This is a genomic window from Citrobacter sp. CK191 (genome assembly GCF_030333435.1).
GTDB lineage: Bacteria > Pseudomonadota > Gammaproteobacteria > Enterobacterales > Enterobacteriaceae > Citrobacter_B > Citrobacter_B koseri.
In genome coordinates, this window is sequence record NZ_JAOWFX010000023.1 from 13,192 (window position 1) to 29,238 (window position 16,047).

Here is a 16,047-nt window from a genome sequence, read left to right on the forward strand (position 1 = left end):
CTGAGACAACCCTGAATTTTCCTCAGACACAAATATTGCCGGAGGCCATTTGCCGGGATTTCCCATGATATAAGGGCTGAGCGGGAGTGGGGGGAGAGCGATATTTTTTGTAACGACCACCGAAAATGCGCCTGAATTGCTGAAATTCAGGCGAATAATGTGGCAGATATTGAGTGTAGATCACACAGAAATAATTGTGTGATAAAAACGTGATCCCGTTAAAATATTATCGCGGAAGTGTGATCGATATTTACCGCGATAATCGCCGTCAAAAATTCCAGTCTTCGTCTTCGGTTTCGATGGCTTTTCCCATCACATAGGAGGAGCCTGAACCGGAGAAGAAATCATGGTTTTCATCCGCATTCGGTGACAGCGCAGCAAGTATGGCAGGATTGACCTCCGCCATTTCTGCGGGGAATAACGCTTCGTAGCCCAGGTTCATCAACGCTTTATTGGCGTTGTAACAGAGAAAGGCGTTAACGTCTGCCACCCAACCGGTTTCGGCATACAGTTCTTCCGTATAGCGAGACTCGTTGTCATAAAGCTCCATCAGCAAATCAAGGGCGAAATGCTTCAATTCGTCGCGTTCGGATTCTGACAGTTTCTCCAGCCCTTTTTGGTATTTATAGCCGATGTAATAACCATGTACCGCTTCGTCACGAATAATCAGACGAATCAGGTCGGCGGTGTTGGTCAGCTTGCCCCGGCTGGAAAAATACATTGGCAGCCAGAAGCCGGAATAGAACAGGAAAGATTCCAGGAATACGCTGGCGATTTTCTTTTTCAGCGGATTGTCGGCGGTGTAATGTTGCAGGATAATCTGCGCCTTGCGTTGCAGCGGCGCATTTTCCTCACTCCAGGCATAGGCCGCGTCTACGTCTTTCGTCTGGCAAAGCGTAGAGAAAATCGAGCTGTACGAACGGGCATGTACCGCTTCCATAAAGCTGATGTTTGACAGCACCGCCTCTTCATGCGGCGTCAGCGCGTCCTGCATCAACGCGGGGGCCCCGGCGATATTCTGAATGGTGTCGAGCAGCGTTAATCCGGTAAACACGCGGATGGTAAGCTGCTGCTCGGCGGCGCTTAGCGTCTGCCAGGCGGGGATATCATTGGAAAGCGGCACCTTTTCCGGCAGCCAGAAGTTGCTGGTCAGGCGGTTCCACACTTCCAGGTCTTTATCATCCTGAATCTTGTTCCAGTTGATGGCGCTCACGCGTGATAGTTTCATCCTGCTCTCCTTATAGCGCGCATGATACGCAGCCTTCTATTTCAGTACCTTCCAGCGCCAGCTGACGCAGACGGATGTAATACAGCGTTTTGATCCCTTTTCGCCACGCGTAAATCTGGGCTTTGTTGATATCGCGGGTTGTCGCGGTATCCGGGAAAAACAGCGTCAGCGACAGTCCCTGATCAACGTGGCGTGTGGCTTCGGCATAGGTATCAATGATTTTTTCCGGGCCGATTTCATAGGCGTCCTGGTACATGTCCAGGTTCTCATTGGTCATAAACGGGGCCGGGTAGTAAACGCGTCCGGTTTTTCCTTCTTTGCGGATCTCTATCTTCGACACGATCGGGTGAATGCTTGACGTCGCGTGGTTGATATAGGAAATGGAACCGGTCGGCGGCACCGCCTGTAAATTCTGGTTATAGATGCCGTAGCGCATCACCTCATCCCGCAGCCGCGCCCACATTTCGCGGCCCGGAAGCGTAATGCCGCTACGGGCAAAGAGCGCACGAACCGTGTCGGTTTTCGGCTGCCAGTCGCCCTGCAAATATTGTTCGAAATACTCGCCGCTGGCATAGCGCGATTGTTTGAATCCGGCGAAGGTTTTACCGCGTTCACGCGCCATCATCATTGAGGTATTCAGCGCGTGCCAGGTCACGGTGTAGAAATAGAGGTTGGTGAAATCCAGCGCCTCCGGGCTGCCGTAGGCAATGCCTTCTCGCGCCAGATAACCATGCAGATTCATCTGCCCCAGGCCAATCGCGTGTGACGCGGCGTTTCCGGCTTCAATTGACGGTACGCTGCGGATATGGCTCATATCCGACACCGCCGTCAGGCCGCGAATCGCCGTTTCCACCGTGCGGCCAAAATTCGGGGAGTCCATCGTATGGGCGATGTTCAGCGAACCGAGGTTGCAGGAGATATCATGCCCGGTCTGCGCGTAATCCAGATTTTCATCATAGGTGGAGGCGCTGTTGACCTGCAAAATCTCCGAGCACAGGTTGCTCATGTTGATGCGACCGGCAATCGGATTCGCGCGGTTTACCGTATCCTCATACATGATGTAGGGATAGCCTGACTCAAACTGGATTTCCGCGAGCCGCTGGAAAAATTCGCGCGCATTGATGTACTGCTTGCGTACGCGTTCGTCGGCGAGCAGTTCATCGTACCGTTCGCTAATGGCGATATCTCCGAACGGTTTGCCGTAAATGCGTTCGACATCGTAAGGCGAGAACAGCGCCATCTGCGCGTTTTCTTTCGCCAGACGGAACGTTACGTCCGGGATCACCACGCCCAGCGACAGTGTTTTAATGCGGATCTTTTCATCGGCGTTTTCGCGTTTCGTGTCAAGAAAACGCAGGATATCCGGGTGGTGCGCATGCAGATACACGGCCCCCGCCCCCTGACGCGCCCCTAACTGATTGGCGTAAGAAAAGGCGTCTTCCAGCATCTTCATTACCGGGATCACGCCTGAGGACTGGTTCTCAATACGCTTGATCGGCGCGCCCGCTTCACGAAGATTCGAGAGCAAAAACGCCACGCCGCCGCCGCGCTTGGAAAGCTGTAGCGCCGAGTTAACCGCCCGACCAATGGACTCCATATTGTCTTCAATGCGTAACAGGAAGCAGGAGACCAGCTCGCCGCGCTGTTGTTTGCCGCAGTTTAAGAAGGTCGGCGTGGCCGGCTGAAAGCGCCCGGAGAGGATTTCATCGGTAAGCTGCATCGCCAGCGCTTCATTGCCCTGCGCCAGCGTCAGCGCCACCATTGTCACCCGGTCTTCAAAGTCTTCAAGGTAGCGTTTGCCGTCGAACGTTTTCAGCGTATAGCTGGTGTAATATTTCCACGCGCCAAGGAACGTCTGGAAGCGAAAACCGCTGGCGTGGGCGTGAGCAAACAGCTTCACCACGAAAGCGCGATCGTAGCGGGTTAAAACGCTTTCGTCGTAATAGCCTTCGCGAAGCAGATACTCCAGGCGCTCGTCCTGGCTGGCAAAGGCGACGGAATTGGGGCGGACATGGGTGGCAAAGAACACCTCCACCGCCTGCCGATCCTTGTCGAACTGAATATGGCCTGCTTTATCGTACAGATTCAGCATGGCATTCAGCGCGTGATAATCCATCGTTTCTTGCTTCACACGTTCTGCGGTTGTCGTTGCCAAAATTCGCTCACTCCTTTTCGGACGTTGTCGATGTCGCTTTGCGTTCCCATCAGTTCAAAGCGGTACAGCCAGGGGACGCCGCATTTTTGTGAAATGACCTCGCCAGCGCGACCGTAAGCCTCGCCAAAGTTACGGTTGCCGGAGGCGATCACGCCGCGAATTAACGCCCGGTTATGTTCATCATTTAAAAAGCGGATCACCTGTCGTGGAACCGCGCCTGCCGTACCGCCGCCGCCGTAAGAGGGGACGACCAGAATGTAAGGTTCGTCTACCCTGATTCGCTCGCGTTCATTAAGCGGAATGCGAATAGCGGGCAGCCCCAGACGCTGCATAAAGCGGTGCGTATTTTCGGAGCTGCTGGAAAAGTAGACGAGTTGGCTCATGCGCTGGCCACGCGCGCATCAGGATGCAGACGGTTGATCATATCCGGGCGGAAGCCTGACCAACTGGTATCGCCCGCGATGACCACCGGCAACTGGCGAAAACCTTTTTCCCGCAGGGTGTCTGCCGCGTCGGGAACCAGATCGACGTTCACCATCTCAAAGTCAAATCCACGGCTTTCCATCGCCCGTTTGGTGGCGTGGCACTGAACACAGTCGTTACGAGTGTAAATAGTAATGCGCATGATTCGTATTTCCATTTAAAATGAGAGAACGGCGCGATGATATGCGTCGGGTTGTGTGTGTCTTGATAGAGAGAATACTAGATGTAGATGAATAAAGTTTCAACCACACAAGATATGGGAAATATCGATTAATTTGCTTCTGCTGATTAGCTCAGCGGGAATGGGGGGGTATGGTTAAAAATCGCCCGATGGCGCTTACGCTAACCGGGCCTACGGTGTAGGCCGGATAAGGCGTTTACGCCGCCATCCGGCAATAGCGGGTTTACATCCGCATCCCAACGGCCAGACGGTTGAAGCAGTTCATCAGACTGATAGCAAAAGTCAGATCGCTGATTTCACGGGCGCTGAAACTTTCGAGTAGCGGCAGATACGCGTCATCTTCGGCATGCGTTCTTGCGATATCCGTGACGGATTCCGCCCAGGCCAGCGCCGCACGCTCCTGTTCGCTGAAGTGATGGCTTACCCGCCACCCGGCCAGCGCATCCAGTTTGCTTTGCGCCACGCCGGATTTACGCAGGGCTTTGCTGTGCATCTCCAGACAAAATGCGCAACCGTTGATCTGTGAGATACGCAGATAAATCAGTTCCATCAGCGTGGTGTCCAGCGCGCTGTTTTCCAACGCTTTTTTAGCCTGGCCCAGCGCACTATAGACTTCAGGGCTAAGTTCATAATAGGGCTGACGTAATGTCGTCATCATACTTCTCCTCGTTTAGACGTCAGCAATGTAGCACTATAATGGACTGCTAAAGAGAGCCATATTTTTATGAAAAAAGCAGACCATAAAGGATCGTTCACCTGTGCCACGCTACCAGCAAATCGCCCGTCAGTTAAAAAACGCCATTGAGCATGGCGAACTCAAGGCCGGGGCGCGTTTGCCGTCCAGCCGGACATGGTCGCAAGAGTTAGGCGTTTCACGCTCGACGGTCGAAAACGCGTACGGCGAGCTGGTGGCGCAAGGCTGGCTGGAGCGGCGCGGGCAGGCCGGTACGTTTGTCAGCGGGCATGTACGTCCAGAAAAAACGGTCGCTACGCCTGCCGTTTTCGCCGGAGAAAGCCAGACGCCCGATCCATTTCAAATGGGATTACCTGCGCTGGATCTTTTCCCGCGTGAGATTTGGGCGCGGGTGATGGGGCGTCGCCTGCGTACGCAGACCCGTTTTGATCTCGCGTTGGGCGACGTCTGCGGCGAAGCGGTTTTGCGCGAGGCCATTGTCGATTATCTACGGGTGTCGCGCAGTATTGAATGCCTGCCGGAACAGGTGTTTATCACTTCCGGCTATGCGTCCTCAATGACCCTTATCCTGCGCGCGCTGGCGAAACCTGGAGAAGGCATGTGGGTTGAAGATCCCGGGTTTCCCCTTATTCGCCCAGTGATTGCCCAGGAAAATATCGGGCTGATGCCGGTTCCGGTCGATGATCATGGACTGAATGTGGCGGCAGGCATTCACGATTACCCGCAGGCGCGTTTTGTGTTGTTAACGCCGGCCCACCAAAGCCCGCTCGGCGTGGCGCTCTCTTTAACCCGTCGCCGCCAGTTACTTGAATGGGCGGCGAGCGCGCAGGCATGGATTATCGAAGACGATTATGACAGTGAATTTCGTTACCACGGCAAGCCGCTTCCGCCGCTGAAAAGCCTCGATGCGCCGCAGCGGGTGATCTATGCCGGAACGTTCAGCAAGTCGCTGTTTCCGGCGCTGCGTACCGCATGGCTGGTGGTTCCGCTTAATCAGGTGGCGCGTTTTCGTCAACTGGCGGGGCTGATGGCCTGTAGCGTGCCGGTACTGTGGCAGCAGACGCTGGCGGATTTTATCCGCGATGGTCATTTCTGGCGGCATTTGAAAAAGATGCGCCAGCATTACGCCAGGCGACGGCTTTGGATGGAAGAAGCGCTGCGTGAGCAGGGATTCGCCGTTGTCCCGCAGGAAGGCGGCATTCAGCTGGTTGTTGCGGTGGATGCTGATGACCGGTTGCTGACGGCGAAAGCCAATCAGGCCGGATTAGCGGTGCAGGCATTGAGCCGCTGGCGGCTTAAGTCAGAAGGAAGGGGAGGACTGCTGCTGTCGTTTACCAACATCACTTCAGCGGAAATGGCAAAACAGGTCGCACGTCAGCTTCGGGAAGCCATAACCGACACGCCGTCGGCCGGATAAGACGCTCTGCGTCGCATCCGGCAAGATTCCCCGTTAACGGCGTAAACTTAACAGCGCTCCGACAACGATGCCGACAGCGGCGGCTGTCCCCATGCTGCACCAGGGTTTTTCTCGCACAAAGGTATCCGCGCATCCTACGGCATCACGCGCCGCCTGTTCTACTCGCGTGCGGCCATGCATACGGGCACGGGTTTCTTTCAGCAATGCCTGCGCTTTGCGCCGTGCGGTTTCCGCTTCATCTTTGGCATCACTTCCCCATGATTTCAGCACGTCTTCAAGGGTATCGGCTAATTGACTGACATCGTTCTGAATATCCTGAACATTTTCATCGGCGTCTTTTCGGCTCGGTCGGTTAAACATATGATCCTCCATTGATTTCGATGTGAACTTCAGTGTAGTCCATATTTTTTATCTTCTGAGGCGCGTCACGGTATATTCGCGAGTTTATGGATTTTTCTGAAAGCGTTGCTAATGCTGGATCGGGTAAGGTAAGCCCGCAGTAAAGGATAACGAGGATAAAATATGTATTTACGACCCGATGAGGTGGCGCGCGTACTTGAAAAAGTGGGTTTTACCGTAGATGTGGTAACACAGAAAGCATACGGTTATCGACGTGGCGAAAATTATGTGTACGTTAATCGTGAAGCGCGTATGGGGCGTACCGCATTAGTGATTCATCCGACGCTAAAAGAACGCAGTTCTTCACTGGCAGAACCCGCTTCGGAAATTAAAACCTGCGATCATTATCATCAGTTCCCGCTTTATTTAGGCGGAGAAATTCACGAACATTACGGCATACCGCACGGCTTTAGTTCACGGATTGCGCTTGAGCGCTATTTGCATGGACTGTTTGGCGAAGCAAAACCAAATTCAAACTAATGAAGCGACTGGCCTTGCCAGTCGCGAAGAAAGCGGATCTCAGGCTTTGGCATGGTGGTAGCTGCTGACTTTGAACAGGCGGCGGCAATAATCAAGGAAGTAGCCGTAAACCGCGCCCATCAGCATGGATATCACGATATTCGAACTGACTGCCGCTGTAATCTGGTGCCAGTCTGCGCCGACCGTCAACAAAATCGCGACATAAACCGGAGACTGGAAGGTGACGTAAGCCAGTACATCCGCCAGATTCTTCACCCAACTCGCCGGGCTTGCCTTACGCGCGACGCGCATAATCGCATCACGATACATTCCATAGGGCCACGCGATCAGAATATTGACCGGAATGGCGACCAGACGGGAAGACAGCGACTGTTCAAAGGTCATTCCAGAGAGGAATATCTCGATCAACATGTTCACGACAGAACAATAAACAACCATCGCGAACGTGTCTGCGACTGCATGACGCAAGCGTGACTGCGGTGAGAACATGTTAATGCTCCTTGTAAAAGGGTAAAAATCGCCATTGAACGTGTGGTTGTAGTGATTTAGCGTAGTGCTTTCGCTAATGCATAGCGTATATCTCTACATAATAACTAGCAACTAGTGTAAAATTTTTATTTATTGCCTTTTTGTCGATAAAATACTCTGCCGGTGTCTGTTTTTTGTTCGTTTCGGGATTTTCGTTGTCCGCCGTGACTAATGTTTTCCAAATCAATGGCTTAACTTTTATTGGTTTTTTCGGCGTTTTGCGCAAGCGAGGCGGGAGCGAAAGGGCATCGACGGCTGCTGTTGTGTACGCCAGGGAGGGGCCGCTTTTTTAATTTCGCAGGCGTGCGTTATTCAGGCTGAATATATAACGGCGAAGGCGAATAAATATAAGCGGCGGTGTGCAGGCCAGATATTGCTGTATATCCCACTCTCTGGAAATATAATCAATAATCGAATATACTTTCTGGCGTAATACTTGTTTTCCCCTGCGTTAAAAGGTTTTATTGTTATGACTTTGATGTTACAGAATTTAAATAATATCCGTACACTGCGCGCAATGGCCCGCGAATTCTCCATTGACGTTCTTGAAGAAATGCTCGAAAAATTCAGGGTTGTCACTAAAGAAAGACGCGAAGAAGAAGAAGAGCAACAGCGTCTGCGCGCTGAACAGCAAGAGAAAATTAATACCTTTCTGGAGATGATGAAAGCCGACGGCATCAGTCCAGAAGACTTATTAAATATGGGGGCGGCAACGCCGCGTTCAGGTAAAAAACGTCAGCCGCGCCCGGCGAAATATCGTTTTACCGATTTTGATGGTGAGACGAAAACATGGACTGGTCAGGGGCGTACGCCTAAGCCGATTGCCCAGGCGCTGGCGGCGGGGAAATCTCTGGATGATTTTCTGATCTAATTTCGCGGTATTTTGCCGGATGAGACGGTGCTTATCCGGCTGATATCAACCTGGTCAGTACAAACCACCCGGCCCGCCGGTGACTGCGGCGATTCTGGCGCTACCGCTTAATGTGTTCGCCGGTTCCAGGGCATCTTTTCGAGCAGTCGCGCCATGCCGCAGAAACCCGTGAATCCCGCCAGCATTAACCCGGCGCCAACAAAGCCGCTGATCAGGAAGAAACCGCTACTGACGGTGTAACCCAGCGCAACGCCCAGTAGAACCAGCCCTCCGGCGGCAATTTGCACCTGACGCATCAGCGGCAGCGGCTGAGACTTATCTTCCGCCACGGGCAGGCCCGCAGCTTTCCAGCCTTCGATTCCCCCCTCCAGCAGCCAGACTTCTGCGGGGGCGGCGACCGCCTGGAGCGTTGCGGCATTGCCGCTGGTACGCCTGCCTGACTGACAGTGAAAGATGATGCGTTCAGCCCGTAACGCCGCCGGAAAAGCGCCGTGCTCAAGCGTGGAGAGCGGCGCCAGCTGCGCGTCGGGAATATGTTCGCGCAGGTATTCATCGGCGTCACGGATATCAATCAGCGTTGCCCCTTGTGCTATCAGCGCCTGTGCTTCGCGCGGGGAAATCGTCCCGGTTGTCATGGTTTCTCCTGGTGGACAATACGGTGTATTTAGCAGCGTAAATCAGCTTCCTGGCAGCGTAAAGGGTGTAAATGAGGAATGTCTTGTTCGCCTTACAGTTTGCGCCAGCAATATGTCATGCCGTTTCCCTGTTAAGCCGCTTCCCTCTGCTACACTCTCTGGGTGTCTATTGTGTACAACCGAGGTAAATATGGGTCTCTTCAATTTTGTGAAAGATGCGGGCGAAAAGCTCTGGGATGCCGTAACCGGAAATCATGATAAAGATGATCTGGCGAAAAAGGTGCAGGAACACTTAAACAAAACCGGTATTCCTGATGCCGATAAAGTCAATGTGCAGGTGACGGACGGTAAAGCGACGGTAACGGGCGACGGTTTAAGTCAGGAAGCGAAAGAAAAAATCCTCATTGCGATCGGGAATATTTCCGGGATCGGCAGTGTGGAAGATCAGGTTAAAACGTCAGCGCCTGCGGCGGAGAGTCAATTTTATACGGTGAAATCAGGCGACACGTTGAGCGCTATTTCAAAACAGGTTTACGGTAATGCCAATCTGTACAACAAAATCTTTGAAGCGAATAAGCCGATGCTGAAAAGCCCGGATAAAATATATCCCGGGCAGGTTTTACGTATCCCGGAAGAGTAACCGGACTCAGCTCTGTTCCTGCTGAAGTTTACCGGCCATCGCCTGTTGAATAATCGGAATTGGCGTCAGTAAATGCTGGCGCATTAATTCGCTGGCGCGTGCGGCATCGCGCGCCAGAATAGCCTCCATAAGCGCCCGATGCTGAATATGTTTATCTTCGAGCATTTCAACGGACAGAACCGTTTTGCGCAGCCAGATAAAACGGTAGCGTGCCGCCAGATCGAAAAGTCGCTCGCGCATTTGCAGCAGATAATGTGAACCGCAACCGGCAACAATGGCCGTATGAAATGCCTGATGGCGCTGATCCCACTCATCCAGCATACGTTCGCTGGCATCGCTCGATTCCAGTTTGTTGAGCATATGCGCCCTGGCGAGAATATCGGCTTCCCACTCATCGCCGCCACGCTCAATAGCCAGTTGCACCAGCATGGCTTCCATATTGGCGCGGGCATCGAAAATATCGAGCAATTCCTGCTCCGACATTGACGCCACGCGATAGCCTTTCTGGTTCACCACCGTGACCAGCCGTTCCGCCACCAGTTGAGAAAGCGCTTCCCGCAACGGCCCCACGCCTAACTCATAGCGTGATGTTAACAGACTCATGCGCAGCTTCTCATCGGGCTGATAAACGCCGCGAATAATATCGTTTTTGAGCCATCGGTATCCATCTATGGCCGTCGGTTGGGCAGAGGCGGTCATGGTACAACTCCTGAATAGCATTGGGCTGATATCCCGGTGCGCGCCGGGACACAGGTCTAACGCGTATTTTGCAACGGCGTTTTTTGCCACAATACCAGTTTTTTCCAGCGGGACATAATCGGCACGGTGCAAATGATCCCCAGTCCTAACAGCCCGGTAGAAATCACCTCCAGCTGTTGCGCCGGTCGGAATAGCATCACCACCAGCACAAAGCAGATAAAAGCGATAACCAGCCAGGTCAGCCACGGATAGAGCCACATTTTCAGCTTAATTTCGCTCCCTTCCGCCAGCAGGATTTTCCGCATTCTGAGCTGGGAAACCGCAATCACCAGGTAGACGAGCAGGGCGATCGCGCCGGAGCTGTCGATCAGGAATTTAAACACTTTCGCCGGGGCGTAATAATTTACCACCACCGTGAGAAATGCCGCCCCTGTGGATAACAGCACCGCCACATACGGCGTCCTGCTGCGGTTGAGTTTGCCCATAACGGCGGGCGCATCGCCACGACGGCTGAGGGAGTAGAGCATTCTCGACGCCGTATACAGCGCGGAATTCAGGCAACTGGTGACTGACAATAAAATCACGCAGTCCATGATCGCTTTGGCATAAGGAATATTCAGCAATTCCAGTACCGAACGGTAGGAACCAACGTCTTTGAGTCCCGGCATGTTCCACGGGATGAGCGCGACCACCACGAAAATAGAGCACAGGTAGAAGATTGAAATACGCCAGATCACCGAGTTGGTGGCGCGCACGATATGCTTATCCGGCGTGTCGGACTCGGCGGCGGCAATCGTGACAATCTCTGCGCCCATAAACGAGAACATGGTGATCAGCATCGCGCTCAGTACCGCGCCGAAGCCATTGGGCATAAAGCCGCCGTGATCCCACAGGCGTGAAACGCCGCTCACGTCTGCGTAGGGATAAAAGCCGCTAATTGCCGCCGCGCCCAGCGCGATAAACGCCAGAATGGCAATCACTTTGCACAGCGCCAGCCAGAATTCGAACTCGCCGTAATTTTTGACGCTCAGCAAATTACTGCCGGTTAATGCGATGGTGATCGCCAGAGAGAACAGCCAGATGGGGACGCCCGGTATCCATGAATGCAGGATGATGGCGGCAATATTGGCCTCCAGCGGGATAACCAGCACCCAGAACCACCAGTACAGCCAGCCGATGGTGTAGCCCGCCCAGGGGCCGATGGCTTTATCCGCATAAGTTGAGAAAGAGCCGGTATCCGGCGTGGCGACGGCCATTTCGGCCAGCATTCGCATAATCATAACGACCAGCAACCCGGCAAACAGGTAAGCCAGCAGTACCGCAGGCCCGGCTTGCGCAATCGCGACGCTGGAACCGACAAACAGACTGGCGCCAATGACGCCGGCGATAGACAGCATGGTGACGTGGCGGGATTTCAGTCCGCCACCTAAAGCATGTGATTCTGACAATTGCCCCATCTTCTTACCCCGTTATTGTTATTGAAGCTGTTGGCTGCTCTTGATGCGTAGGCCCGGTAAGCGGAGCGCCGCCGGGCATCACAACATTGCCGGATGGCAGCGCAAGCGCCTTATCCGGCCTACAACGACCTAACCTTGCTTCGCCTCATCAAAACACTGGGCGATGATGTCCAGCCCTTGCTGAATTTGCGCTTCTTCGATAGTCAGCGGCACCAGAATGCGCAGCACGTTGTAGTACGGCCCGCAGGAGAGCAGGATCAGCCCTTTATCACGGGCGCGGGCGACGATGTCGGCGGTCAGCTTCGCGTCCGGTTTGCTGCGATCGCCATTTTCAAACAGCTCAATGGCGATCATCGCTCCCGGGCCGCGCACGTCGCCAATCTCGTGGTGCGTTTCAGCAATATTCAGCAGCCCTTTACGCAGGGTTTGCCCCAGGTCTTTGGCTTTTTGCAGCAGGTTTTCCTGCTCGAAAATGTTCAGTACCGCCAGCGCGGCGGCGCAGGCGAGAGGATTACCGGCGTAGGTGCCGCCCAGACCGCCCGGCGGGATGGCGTCCATCACATCGGCGCGACCGGTTACTCCCGCCAGCGGAAAGCCGCCGGCAATCGATTTGGCGAAGGTGGTGAGGTCCGGGGCGACGCCCGTCTGCTCCATCGCGAAAAGCGTACCGGTACGCCCCGCGCCGCTTTGCACTTCATCGGCAATGAGCATGATCCCGTGTTCGTCGCAGAGTGCGCGCAGACGCTGCATAAAAGCGGGCGAGGCCGCATAAAAACCGCCTTCTCCCTGTACCGGTTCAATGATGATGGCGGCAATATCTTCCGGCGCGGCATCGTTTTTAAAGATGCGCTGGATGCTGGCAATCGCGTCATCATCACTGATGCCGTGCAGGGCGCAAGGGTAGAGCGCGCGGTAAACGTGGCCTGGCATCAGCCCCATTCCGGCAGAGTAGGGATTGACTTTTCCGGTCAGTGACAGGGTGTAGTGGGTACGGCCATGATAAGCGCCGCTAAAAGCGATGGCGCCGCTACGCTTTGTCGCCGCTCGGGCGATTTTCACCGCGTTTTCCACCGCTTCGGAACCGGTAGTCACCAGCAGGGTTTTCTTCGCGAAATCGCCTGGCACCTTCTGGTTCATGAGTTCGCACAGCTCCAGATACGGCTCGTAGGCGAGCACCTGAAAACAGGTATGCGACAGCTTTTTCAGTTGTGCTTCGACCGCCGAGACGATCTCCGGGTGCAGGTGCCCGGTATTCAACACCGCAATACCGCCTGCAAAATCGAGATACTCGCGGCCTTCCACATCCCAGACCCGGCAGTTTTCCGCGCGATCGGCAAAAATAGGGTGGATCTGTCCTACGCCGCGAGGAACGGCGTTACTGCGGCGATGCATTAATTCTTTATTGCTGCTCATCAGGTGTTCTCCAGTATTGTTTTTTTAAAGACCGATACACATGTATTTGATTTCTAAATAGTCTTCGATGCCGTACTTAGAACCTTCGCGGCCAAGACCGGAGGCTTTAATCCCGCCGAATGGCGCGACTTCGTTGGAGATAATGCCGGTGTTGATGCCGACAATGCCGTACTCCAGCGCTTCGCCGACGCGAAACACGCGGCTTAAATCGCGGGCGTAGAAATAGGCCGCCAGACCGAACTCGGTATCGTTCGCCTGCGCGATCGCGTCCACTTCATCTTTAAAGCGGAATAGCGGGGCGAGGGGGCCGAACGTCTCTTCTTTAGCCACTTTCGCGTTATTGGGGACGTCCACCAGGATGGTGGGCTGGAAGAAGTTGCCGCCGAGCGCATGCGCCTTACCGCCGCAGAGCACTTTTGCGCCTTTCTCCAGCGCGTCGGCGATGTGCTCCTGCACTTTGGCTACCGCTTTTTCGTCAATCAGCGGCCCGGTGGTGACGTCTGCTTGCAGGCCGTCGCCGAGATGCAGCTTGCTCACCGCCTGCTGGAGTTTTTCCGCAAAGCGGTCATACACGCCGTCCTGCACATACAGGCGGTTAGCGCAGACGCAGGTCTGCCCGGCATTGCGAAACTTAGAGGCCAGCGCGCCTTCCACGGCGTTATCCAGATCGGCGTCATCAAAGACGATGAACGGCGCGTTGCCGCCCAGCTCCAGCGACACCTTTTTGATGTCTTTCGCACACTGTTCCATCAGCTGACGGCCAATTTCGGTTGAGCCGGTAAACGACAGTTTGCGCACCAGCGGGTTGCTGGTCAGTTCATTGCCGACCGCTCCCGCAGAACCGGTGACGACGTTAAAGACGCCTGCGGGAACCCCGGCGCGGTTCGCCAGTTCAGCCAGCGCCAGGGCGGAAAACGGCGTCTGGCTGGCGGGTTTCAGAACCATCGTACAACCGGCCGCCAGCGCCGGGCCGGCTTTGCGGGTAATCATCGCCGAGGGGAAATTCCACGGCGTGATGGCGGCGGTGACGCCAATCGGCTGCTTGATAACGATCAGGCGCTTATCGGCCTGGTGGCCTGGAATCGTGTCGCCATAGATACGCTTACCTTCTTCGGCAAACCATTCAATAAAGGAGGCGGCATAGCTGATTTCTCCTTTTGCTTCCGCCAGCGGCTTCCCCTGTTCCAGCGTCATCAGGCGGGCGAGATCGTCCTGGTGCTCCATCATCAAATTGAACCAGCGACGCAGAATATTCGCCCGCGCTTTGGCGGTGAGTGCGCGCCAGGCGGGCAGCGCGCGGTTAGCGGCGTCAATGGCTTCGCGGGTCTCTTCTGCCCCCATTTTCGGTACGCTGCCTAACGGCTGGCCGTTCGCTGGGTTGGTTACGGCGATTGTGTCGCCGCTTCTGGCGTCGCGCCATTGTCCCTCGATAAACGCCTGCTGGCGGAACAAGGTGGGATCGTTAAGTTGCATGATTGCTTCCTGTCTTAAAAGGGTTAACGGGTGAATGCGGCGTTTAATGAGTCCACGCGACGCGCCGCACGTAGCGTGCGTCCGGGATGGCTCTGGCTTGCCAGCAGCGTCTGCACTTTGCTGACGATATGCGCCCCGATGGGAATGGCTGATGTGGCCGCCGGAGAGGGCGCATTGCAGGTGTGAATGGATCGTGGCGTGGTAACAAACAGGAAATCGTCGATCAGCTTGCCATCCGGCGACACCGCCTGTGCCCGCACGCCCGCAGGCCACGGCTGCAAATCTTTTAAGGTCAGGCTGGGGCAATATTTTTGCACCAGCCGCAGATAGCCGCTTTTGCACAGTGAGTTCTTCATCTCGCCAAGCCCTGAGCGCAGATTGTTTTGCAGCACGCGGCGGATGCCGGACGAACCGAAAATTTCCAGCGTATCGGATAATGAAAAATCGCCTTTCCGATAGCCTTCTCGTTTAAAAGCCAGCACGGCGTTAGGCCCGACGGTAACGCTGCCGTCGATCATCCGGGTGAGGTGGACGCCCAAAAACGGCATCGCCGGATCGGGAATGGGATAGATCAAATGGTTAACGATTTGATTATGCTGCGACGCCAGACGGAAGTATTCGCCACGGAACGGGCAGATGATAAAACCGGGATCGACCCCCAGCATTTTAACCAGCCGGTCGGCCATCAGCCCGGAACAGCTAATCAGGGTTGAGGCTTCGTATATCTGCCCGCCCCGGGTTGTGATCACCACGCCCGCCGCATGTTCCTTCAGCGCGCTGACCTCCGCGTTGTAGACAATCTCACCGCCTTTGGCCTGGAAGATTTTCGCCATCGCCGCCGTCACGTCCCGGTAGCTGACAATTCCGCTGGAGGGGACAAAAATCCCGCCCAGACCGGTGATGTTCGGCTCCCGCTCCCGCAGTTCCGCCGCGCTTAACCACTCGCGTTCCAGGCCGTTTGCCGCCGTGCGATCCCACAGCGCCCGCATCCGCGTCATTTCCAGTTCGGATGTCGCCACCAGCATTTTTCCGCAGGTGTCGTAGCGAATGCCGTTTTGATCGCAAAAGGCTTTGGTGGCGCGATTTCCGGCGAGGCAAAACTGCGCTTTGAGGCTACCGGGAGTGTAGTAGACCCCGGCATGGATCACGCCGCTGTTGTGACCCGTCTGATGACAGGCCGGTTCGGACTCTTTTTCCAGCAGGGCGATGCTGGCGTCTGGATACACATCAATAAGCTGCATGGCGGTCGACATGCCGATAATGCCGCCGCCAATAATCACAAAATCATACATCC

The 16,047-nt window shown here is 54.8% G+C and carries 17 protein-coding genes; 4 read left to right on the forward strand and 13 right to left on the reverse strand.

What is annotated here, in order from left to right; genetic code table 11:
• Nucleotides 1-268: 268 nt before the first annotated feature.
• The 5 genes from nrdF to OGV82_RS05760 all read right to left on the reverse strand — a co-directional run bounded on the left by nrdF (nt 269) and on the right by OGV82_RS05760 (nt 4,702).
• Nucleotides 269-1,228 carry a class 1b ribonucleoside-diphosphate reductase subunit beta gene (gene nrdF / locus OGV82_RS05740; protein WP_012134789.1) on the reverse strand — a complete coding sequence of 320 codons (960 nt, stop codon included), beginning with the start codon at nt 1,226-1,228 and terminating at the stop codon, nt 269-271.
• A gap of 10 nt (nt 1,229-1,238) precedes the next feature.
• Nucleotides 1,239-3,383 carry a class 1b ribonucleoside-diphosphate reductase subunit alpha gene (gene nrdE, locus OGV82_RS05745; RefSeq protein ID WP_047461749.1) on the reverse strand — a complete coding sequence of 715 codons (2,145 nt, stop codon included), beginning with the start codon at nt 3,381-3,383 and terminating at the stop codon, nt 1,239-1,241.
• Nucleotides 3,356-3,766, reverse strand: coding sequence for a class Ib ribonucleoside-diphosphate reductase assembly flavoprotein NrdI (nrdI, locus tag OGV82_RS05750; RefSeq protein ID WP_012134787.1), 411 nt, complete (start codon nt 3,764-3,766; stop codon nt 3,356-3,358). Before nrdI ends, nrdE begins: the two co-directional genes overlap by 28 nt.
• Entirely contained in the window at nt 3,763-4,008 is a 246-nt protein-coding gene (gene nrdH, locus OGV82_RS05755) for a glutaredoxin-like protein NrdH (RefSeq protein ID WP_024130882.1), read from the reverse strand. The genes nrdI and nrdH overlap by 4 nt, the downstream gene beginning before the upstream one ends.
• A 262-nt stretch (nt 4,009-4,270) precedes the next feature.
• Nucleotides 4,271-4,702 carry a carboxymuconolactone decarboxylase family protein gene (locus tag OGV82_RS05760; protein WP_024130881.1) on the reverse strand — a complete coding sequence of 144 codons (432 nt, stop codon included), beginning with the start codon at nt 4,700-4,702 and terminating at the stop codon, nt 4,271-4,273.
• Nucleotides 4,703-4,805: 103 nt separating this feature from the next.
• Between OGV82_RS05760 and pdxR the strand changes: the two genes are divergently transcribed.
• The gene (gene pdxR, locus OGV82_RS05765; RefSeq protein WP_012134784.1) at nt 4,806-6,158 is read left to right on the forward strand and encodes a MocR-like pyridoxine biosynthesis transcription factor PdxR; all 1,353 of its coding nucleotides are present in this window, start codon (nt 4,806-4,808) and stop codon (nt 6,156-6,158) included.
• 33 nt (nt 6,159-6,191) lie between these two features.
• Here pdxR and OGV82_RS05770 read toward each other — a convergent pair whose 3' ends face one another.
• A complete protein-coding gene (locus OGV82_RS05770; protein WP_024130880.1) occupies nt 6,192-6,518 on the reverse strand; it encodes an ElaB/YgaM/YqjD family protein in 327 nt (108 codons plus the stop codon).
• 162 nt (nt 6,519-6,680) lie between these two features.
• On the opposite strand from OGV82_RS05770, the gene OGV82_RS05775 reads away from it, so the two are divergent.
• Nucleotides 6,681-7,037: a DUF2002 family protein gene (locus OGV82_RS05775; protein ID WP_012134782.1), complete on the forward strand. Its 357-nt coding sequence runs from the start codon at nt 6,681-6,683 to the stop codon at nt 7,035-7,037.
• A 39-nt stretch (nt 7,038-7,076) separates the two neighbouring features.
• Here the strand turns inward: OGV82_RS05775 and alaE are convergent, their stop codons facing one another.
• A complete protein-coding gene (gene alaE / locus OGV82_RS05780; RefSeq protein ID WP_101744375.1) occupies nt 7,077-7,526 on the reverse strand; it encodes an L-alanine exporter AlaE in 450 nt (149 codons plus the stop codon).
• A 508-nt stretch (nt 7,527-8,034) separates the two neighbouring features.
• On the opposite strand from alaE, the gene stpA reads away from it, so the two are divergent.
• On the forward strand, nt 8,035-8,436 hold the full coding sequence (gene stpA / locus OGV82_RS05785) for a DNA-binding protein StpA (RefSeq protein ID WP_047463946.1): 402 nt from the start codon (nt 8,035-8,037) through the stop codon (nt 8,434-8,436).
• Nucleotides 8,437-8,543: 107 nt separating this feature from the next.
• On the opposite strand, the gene OGV82_RS05790 is transcribed toward stpA, so the two are convergent.
• Entirely contained in the window at nt 8,544-9,071 is a 528-nt protein-coding gene (locus tag OGV82_RS05790) for a rhodanese family protein (RefSeq protein ID WP_047461756.1), read from the reverse strand.
• 190 nt (nt 9,072-9,261) lie between these two features.
• Here OGV82_RS05790 and lysM point away from each other — a divergent pair, with 190 nt between their 5' ends.
• Entirely contained in the window at nt 9,262-9,711 is a 450-nt protein-coding gene (lysM, locus tag OGV82_RS05795) for a peptidoglycan-binding protein LysM (protein ID WP_012134776.1), read from the forward strand.
• Between the two features lie 6 nt (nt 9,712-9,717).
• Here lysM and csiR read toward each other — a convergent pair whose 3' ends face one another.
• The 5 genes from csiR to lhgD all read right to left on the reverse strand — a co-directional run bounded on the left by csiR (nt 9,718) and on the right by lhgD (nt 16,045).
• On the reverse strand, nt 9,718-10,410 hold the full coding sequence (gene csiR / locus OGV82_RS05800) for a DNA-binding transcriptional regulator CsiR (protein ID WP_047461758.1): 693 nt from the start codon (nt 10,408-10,410) through the stop codon (nt 9,718-9,720).
• Nucleotides 10,411-10,466: 56 nt separating this feature from the next.
• The gene (gene gabP / locus OGV82_RS05805; RefSeq protein ID WP_024130878.1) at nt 10,467-11,867 is read right to left on the reverse strand and encodes a GABA permease; all 1,401 of its coding nucleotides are present in this window, start codon (nt 11,865-11,867) and stop codon (nt 10,467-10,469) included.
• A 129-nt stretch (nt 11,868-11,996) separates the two neighbouring features.
• Nucleotides 11,997-13,280 carry a 4-aminobutyrate--2-oxoglutarate transaminase gene (gene gabT, locus OGV82_RS05810; RefSeq protein ID WP_047461760.1) on the reverse strand — a complete coding sequence of 428 codons (1,284 nt, stop codon included), beginning with the start codon at nt 13,278-13,280 and terminating at the stop codon, nt 11,997-11,999.
• Nucleotides 13,281-13,304: 24 nt separating this feature from the next.
• A complete protein-coding gene (gene gabD, locus OGV82_RS05815) occupies nt 13,305-14,753 on the reverse strand; it encodes an NADP-dependent succinate-semialdehyde dehydrogenase (RefSeq protein ID WP_047461762.1) in 1,449 nt (482 codons plus the stop codon).
• 23 nt (nt 14,754-14,776) lie between these two features.
• On the reverse strand, nt 14,777-16,045 hold the full coding sequence (gene lhgD / locus OGV82_RS05820) for an L-2-hydroxyglutarate dehydrogenase (protein ID WP_047461764.1): 1,269 nt from the start codon (nt 16,043-16,045) through the stop codon (nt 14,777-14,779).
• Between the last annotated feature and the right edge of the window lie 2 nt (nt 16,046-16,047).

Coding starts and splice junctions, on each gene's coding strand:
- OGV82_RS05760 (WP_024130881.1), bottom strand. CDS start 4,702: ATGACGACATTACGTCAGCCCTATTATGAACTTAGCCCTGAAGTCTAT.
- alaE (WP_101744375.1), bottom strand. CDS start 7,526: ATGTTCTCACCGCAGTCACGCTTGCGTCATGCAGTCGCAGACACGTTC.
- stpA (WP_047463946.1), top strand. CDS start 8,035: ATGACTTTGATGTTACAGAATTTAAATAATATCCGTACACTGCGCGCA.
- csiR (WP_047461758.1), bottom strand. CDS start 10,410: ATGACCGCCTCTGCCCAACCGACGGCCATAGATGGATACCGATGGCTC.
- OGV82_RS05790 (WP_047461756.1), bottom strand. CDS start 9,071: ATGACAACCGGGACGATTTCCCCGCGCGAAGCACAGGCGCTGATAGCA.
- gabD (WP_047461762.1), bottom strand. CDS start 14,753: ATGCAACTTAACGATCCCACCTTGTTCCGCCAGCAGGCGTTTATCGAG.
- gabP (WP_024130878.1), bottom strand. CDS start 11,867: ATGGGGCAATTGTCAGAATCACATGCTTTAGGTGGCGGACTGAAATCC.
- lysM (WP_012134776.1), top strand. CDS start 9,262: ATGGGTCTCTTCAATTTTGTGAAAGATGCGGGCGAAAAGCTCTGGGAT.
- OGV82_RS05770 (WP_024130880.1), bottom strand. CDS start 6,518: ATGTTTAACCGACCGAGCCGAAAAGACGCCGATGAAAATGTTCAGGAT.
- OGV82_RS05775 (WP_012134782.1), top strand. CDS start 6,681: ATGTATTTACGACCCGATGAGGTGGCGCGCGTACTTGAAAAAGTGGGT.
- nrdF (WP_012134789.1), bottom strand. CDS start 1,228: ATGAAACTATCACGCGTGAGCGCCATCAACTGGAACAAGATTCAGGAT.
- nrdH (WP_024130882.1), bottom strand. CDS start 4,008: ATGCGCATTACTATTTACACTCGTAACGACTGTGTTCAGTGCCACGCC.
- gabT (WP_047461760.1), bottom strand. CDS start 13,280: ATGAGCAGCAATAAAGAATTAATGCATCGCCGCAGTAACGCCGTTCCT.
- lhgD (WP_047461764.1), bottom strand. CDS start 16,045: ATGTATGATTTTGTGATTATTGGCGGCGGCATTATCGGCATGTCGACC.
- nrdI (WP_012134787.1), bottom strand. CDS start 3,766: ATGAGCCAACTCGTCTACTTTTCCAGCAGCTCCGAAAATACGCACCGC.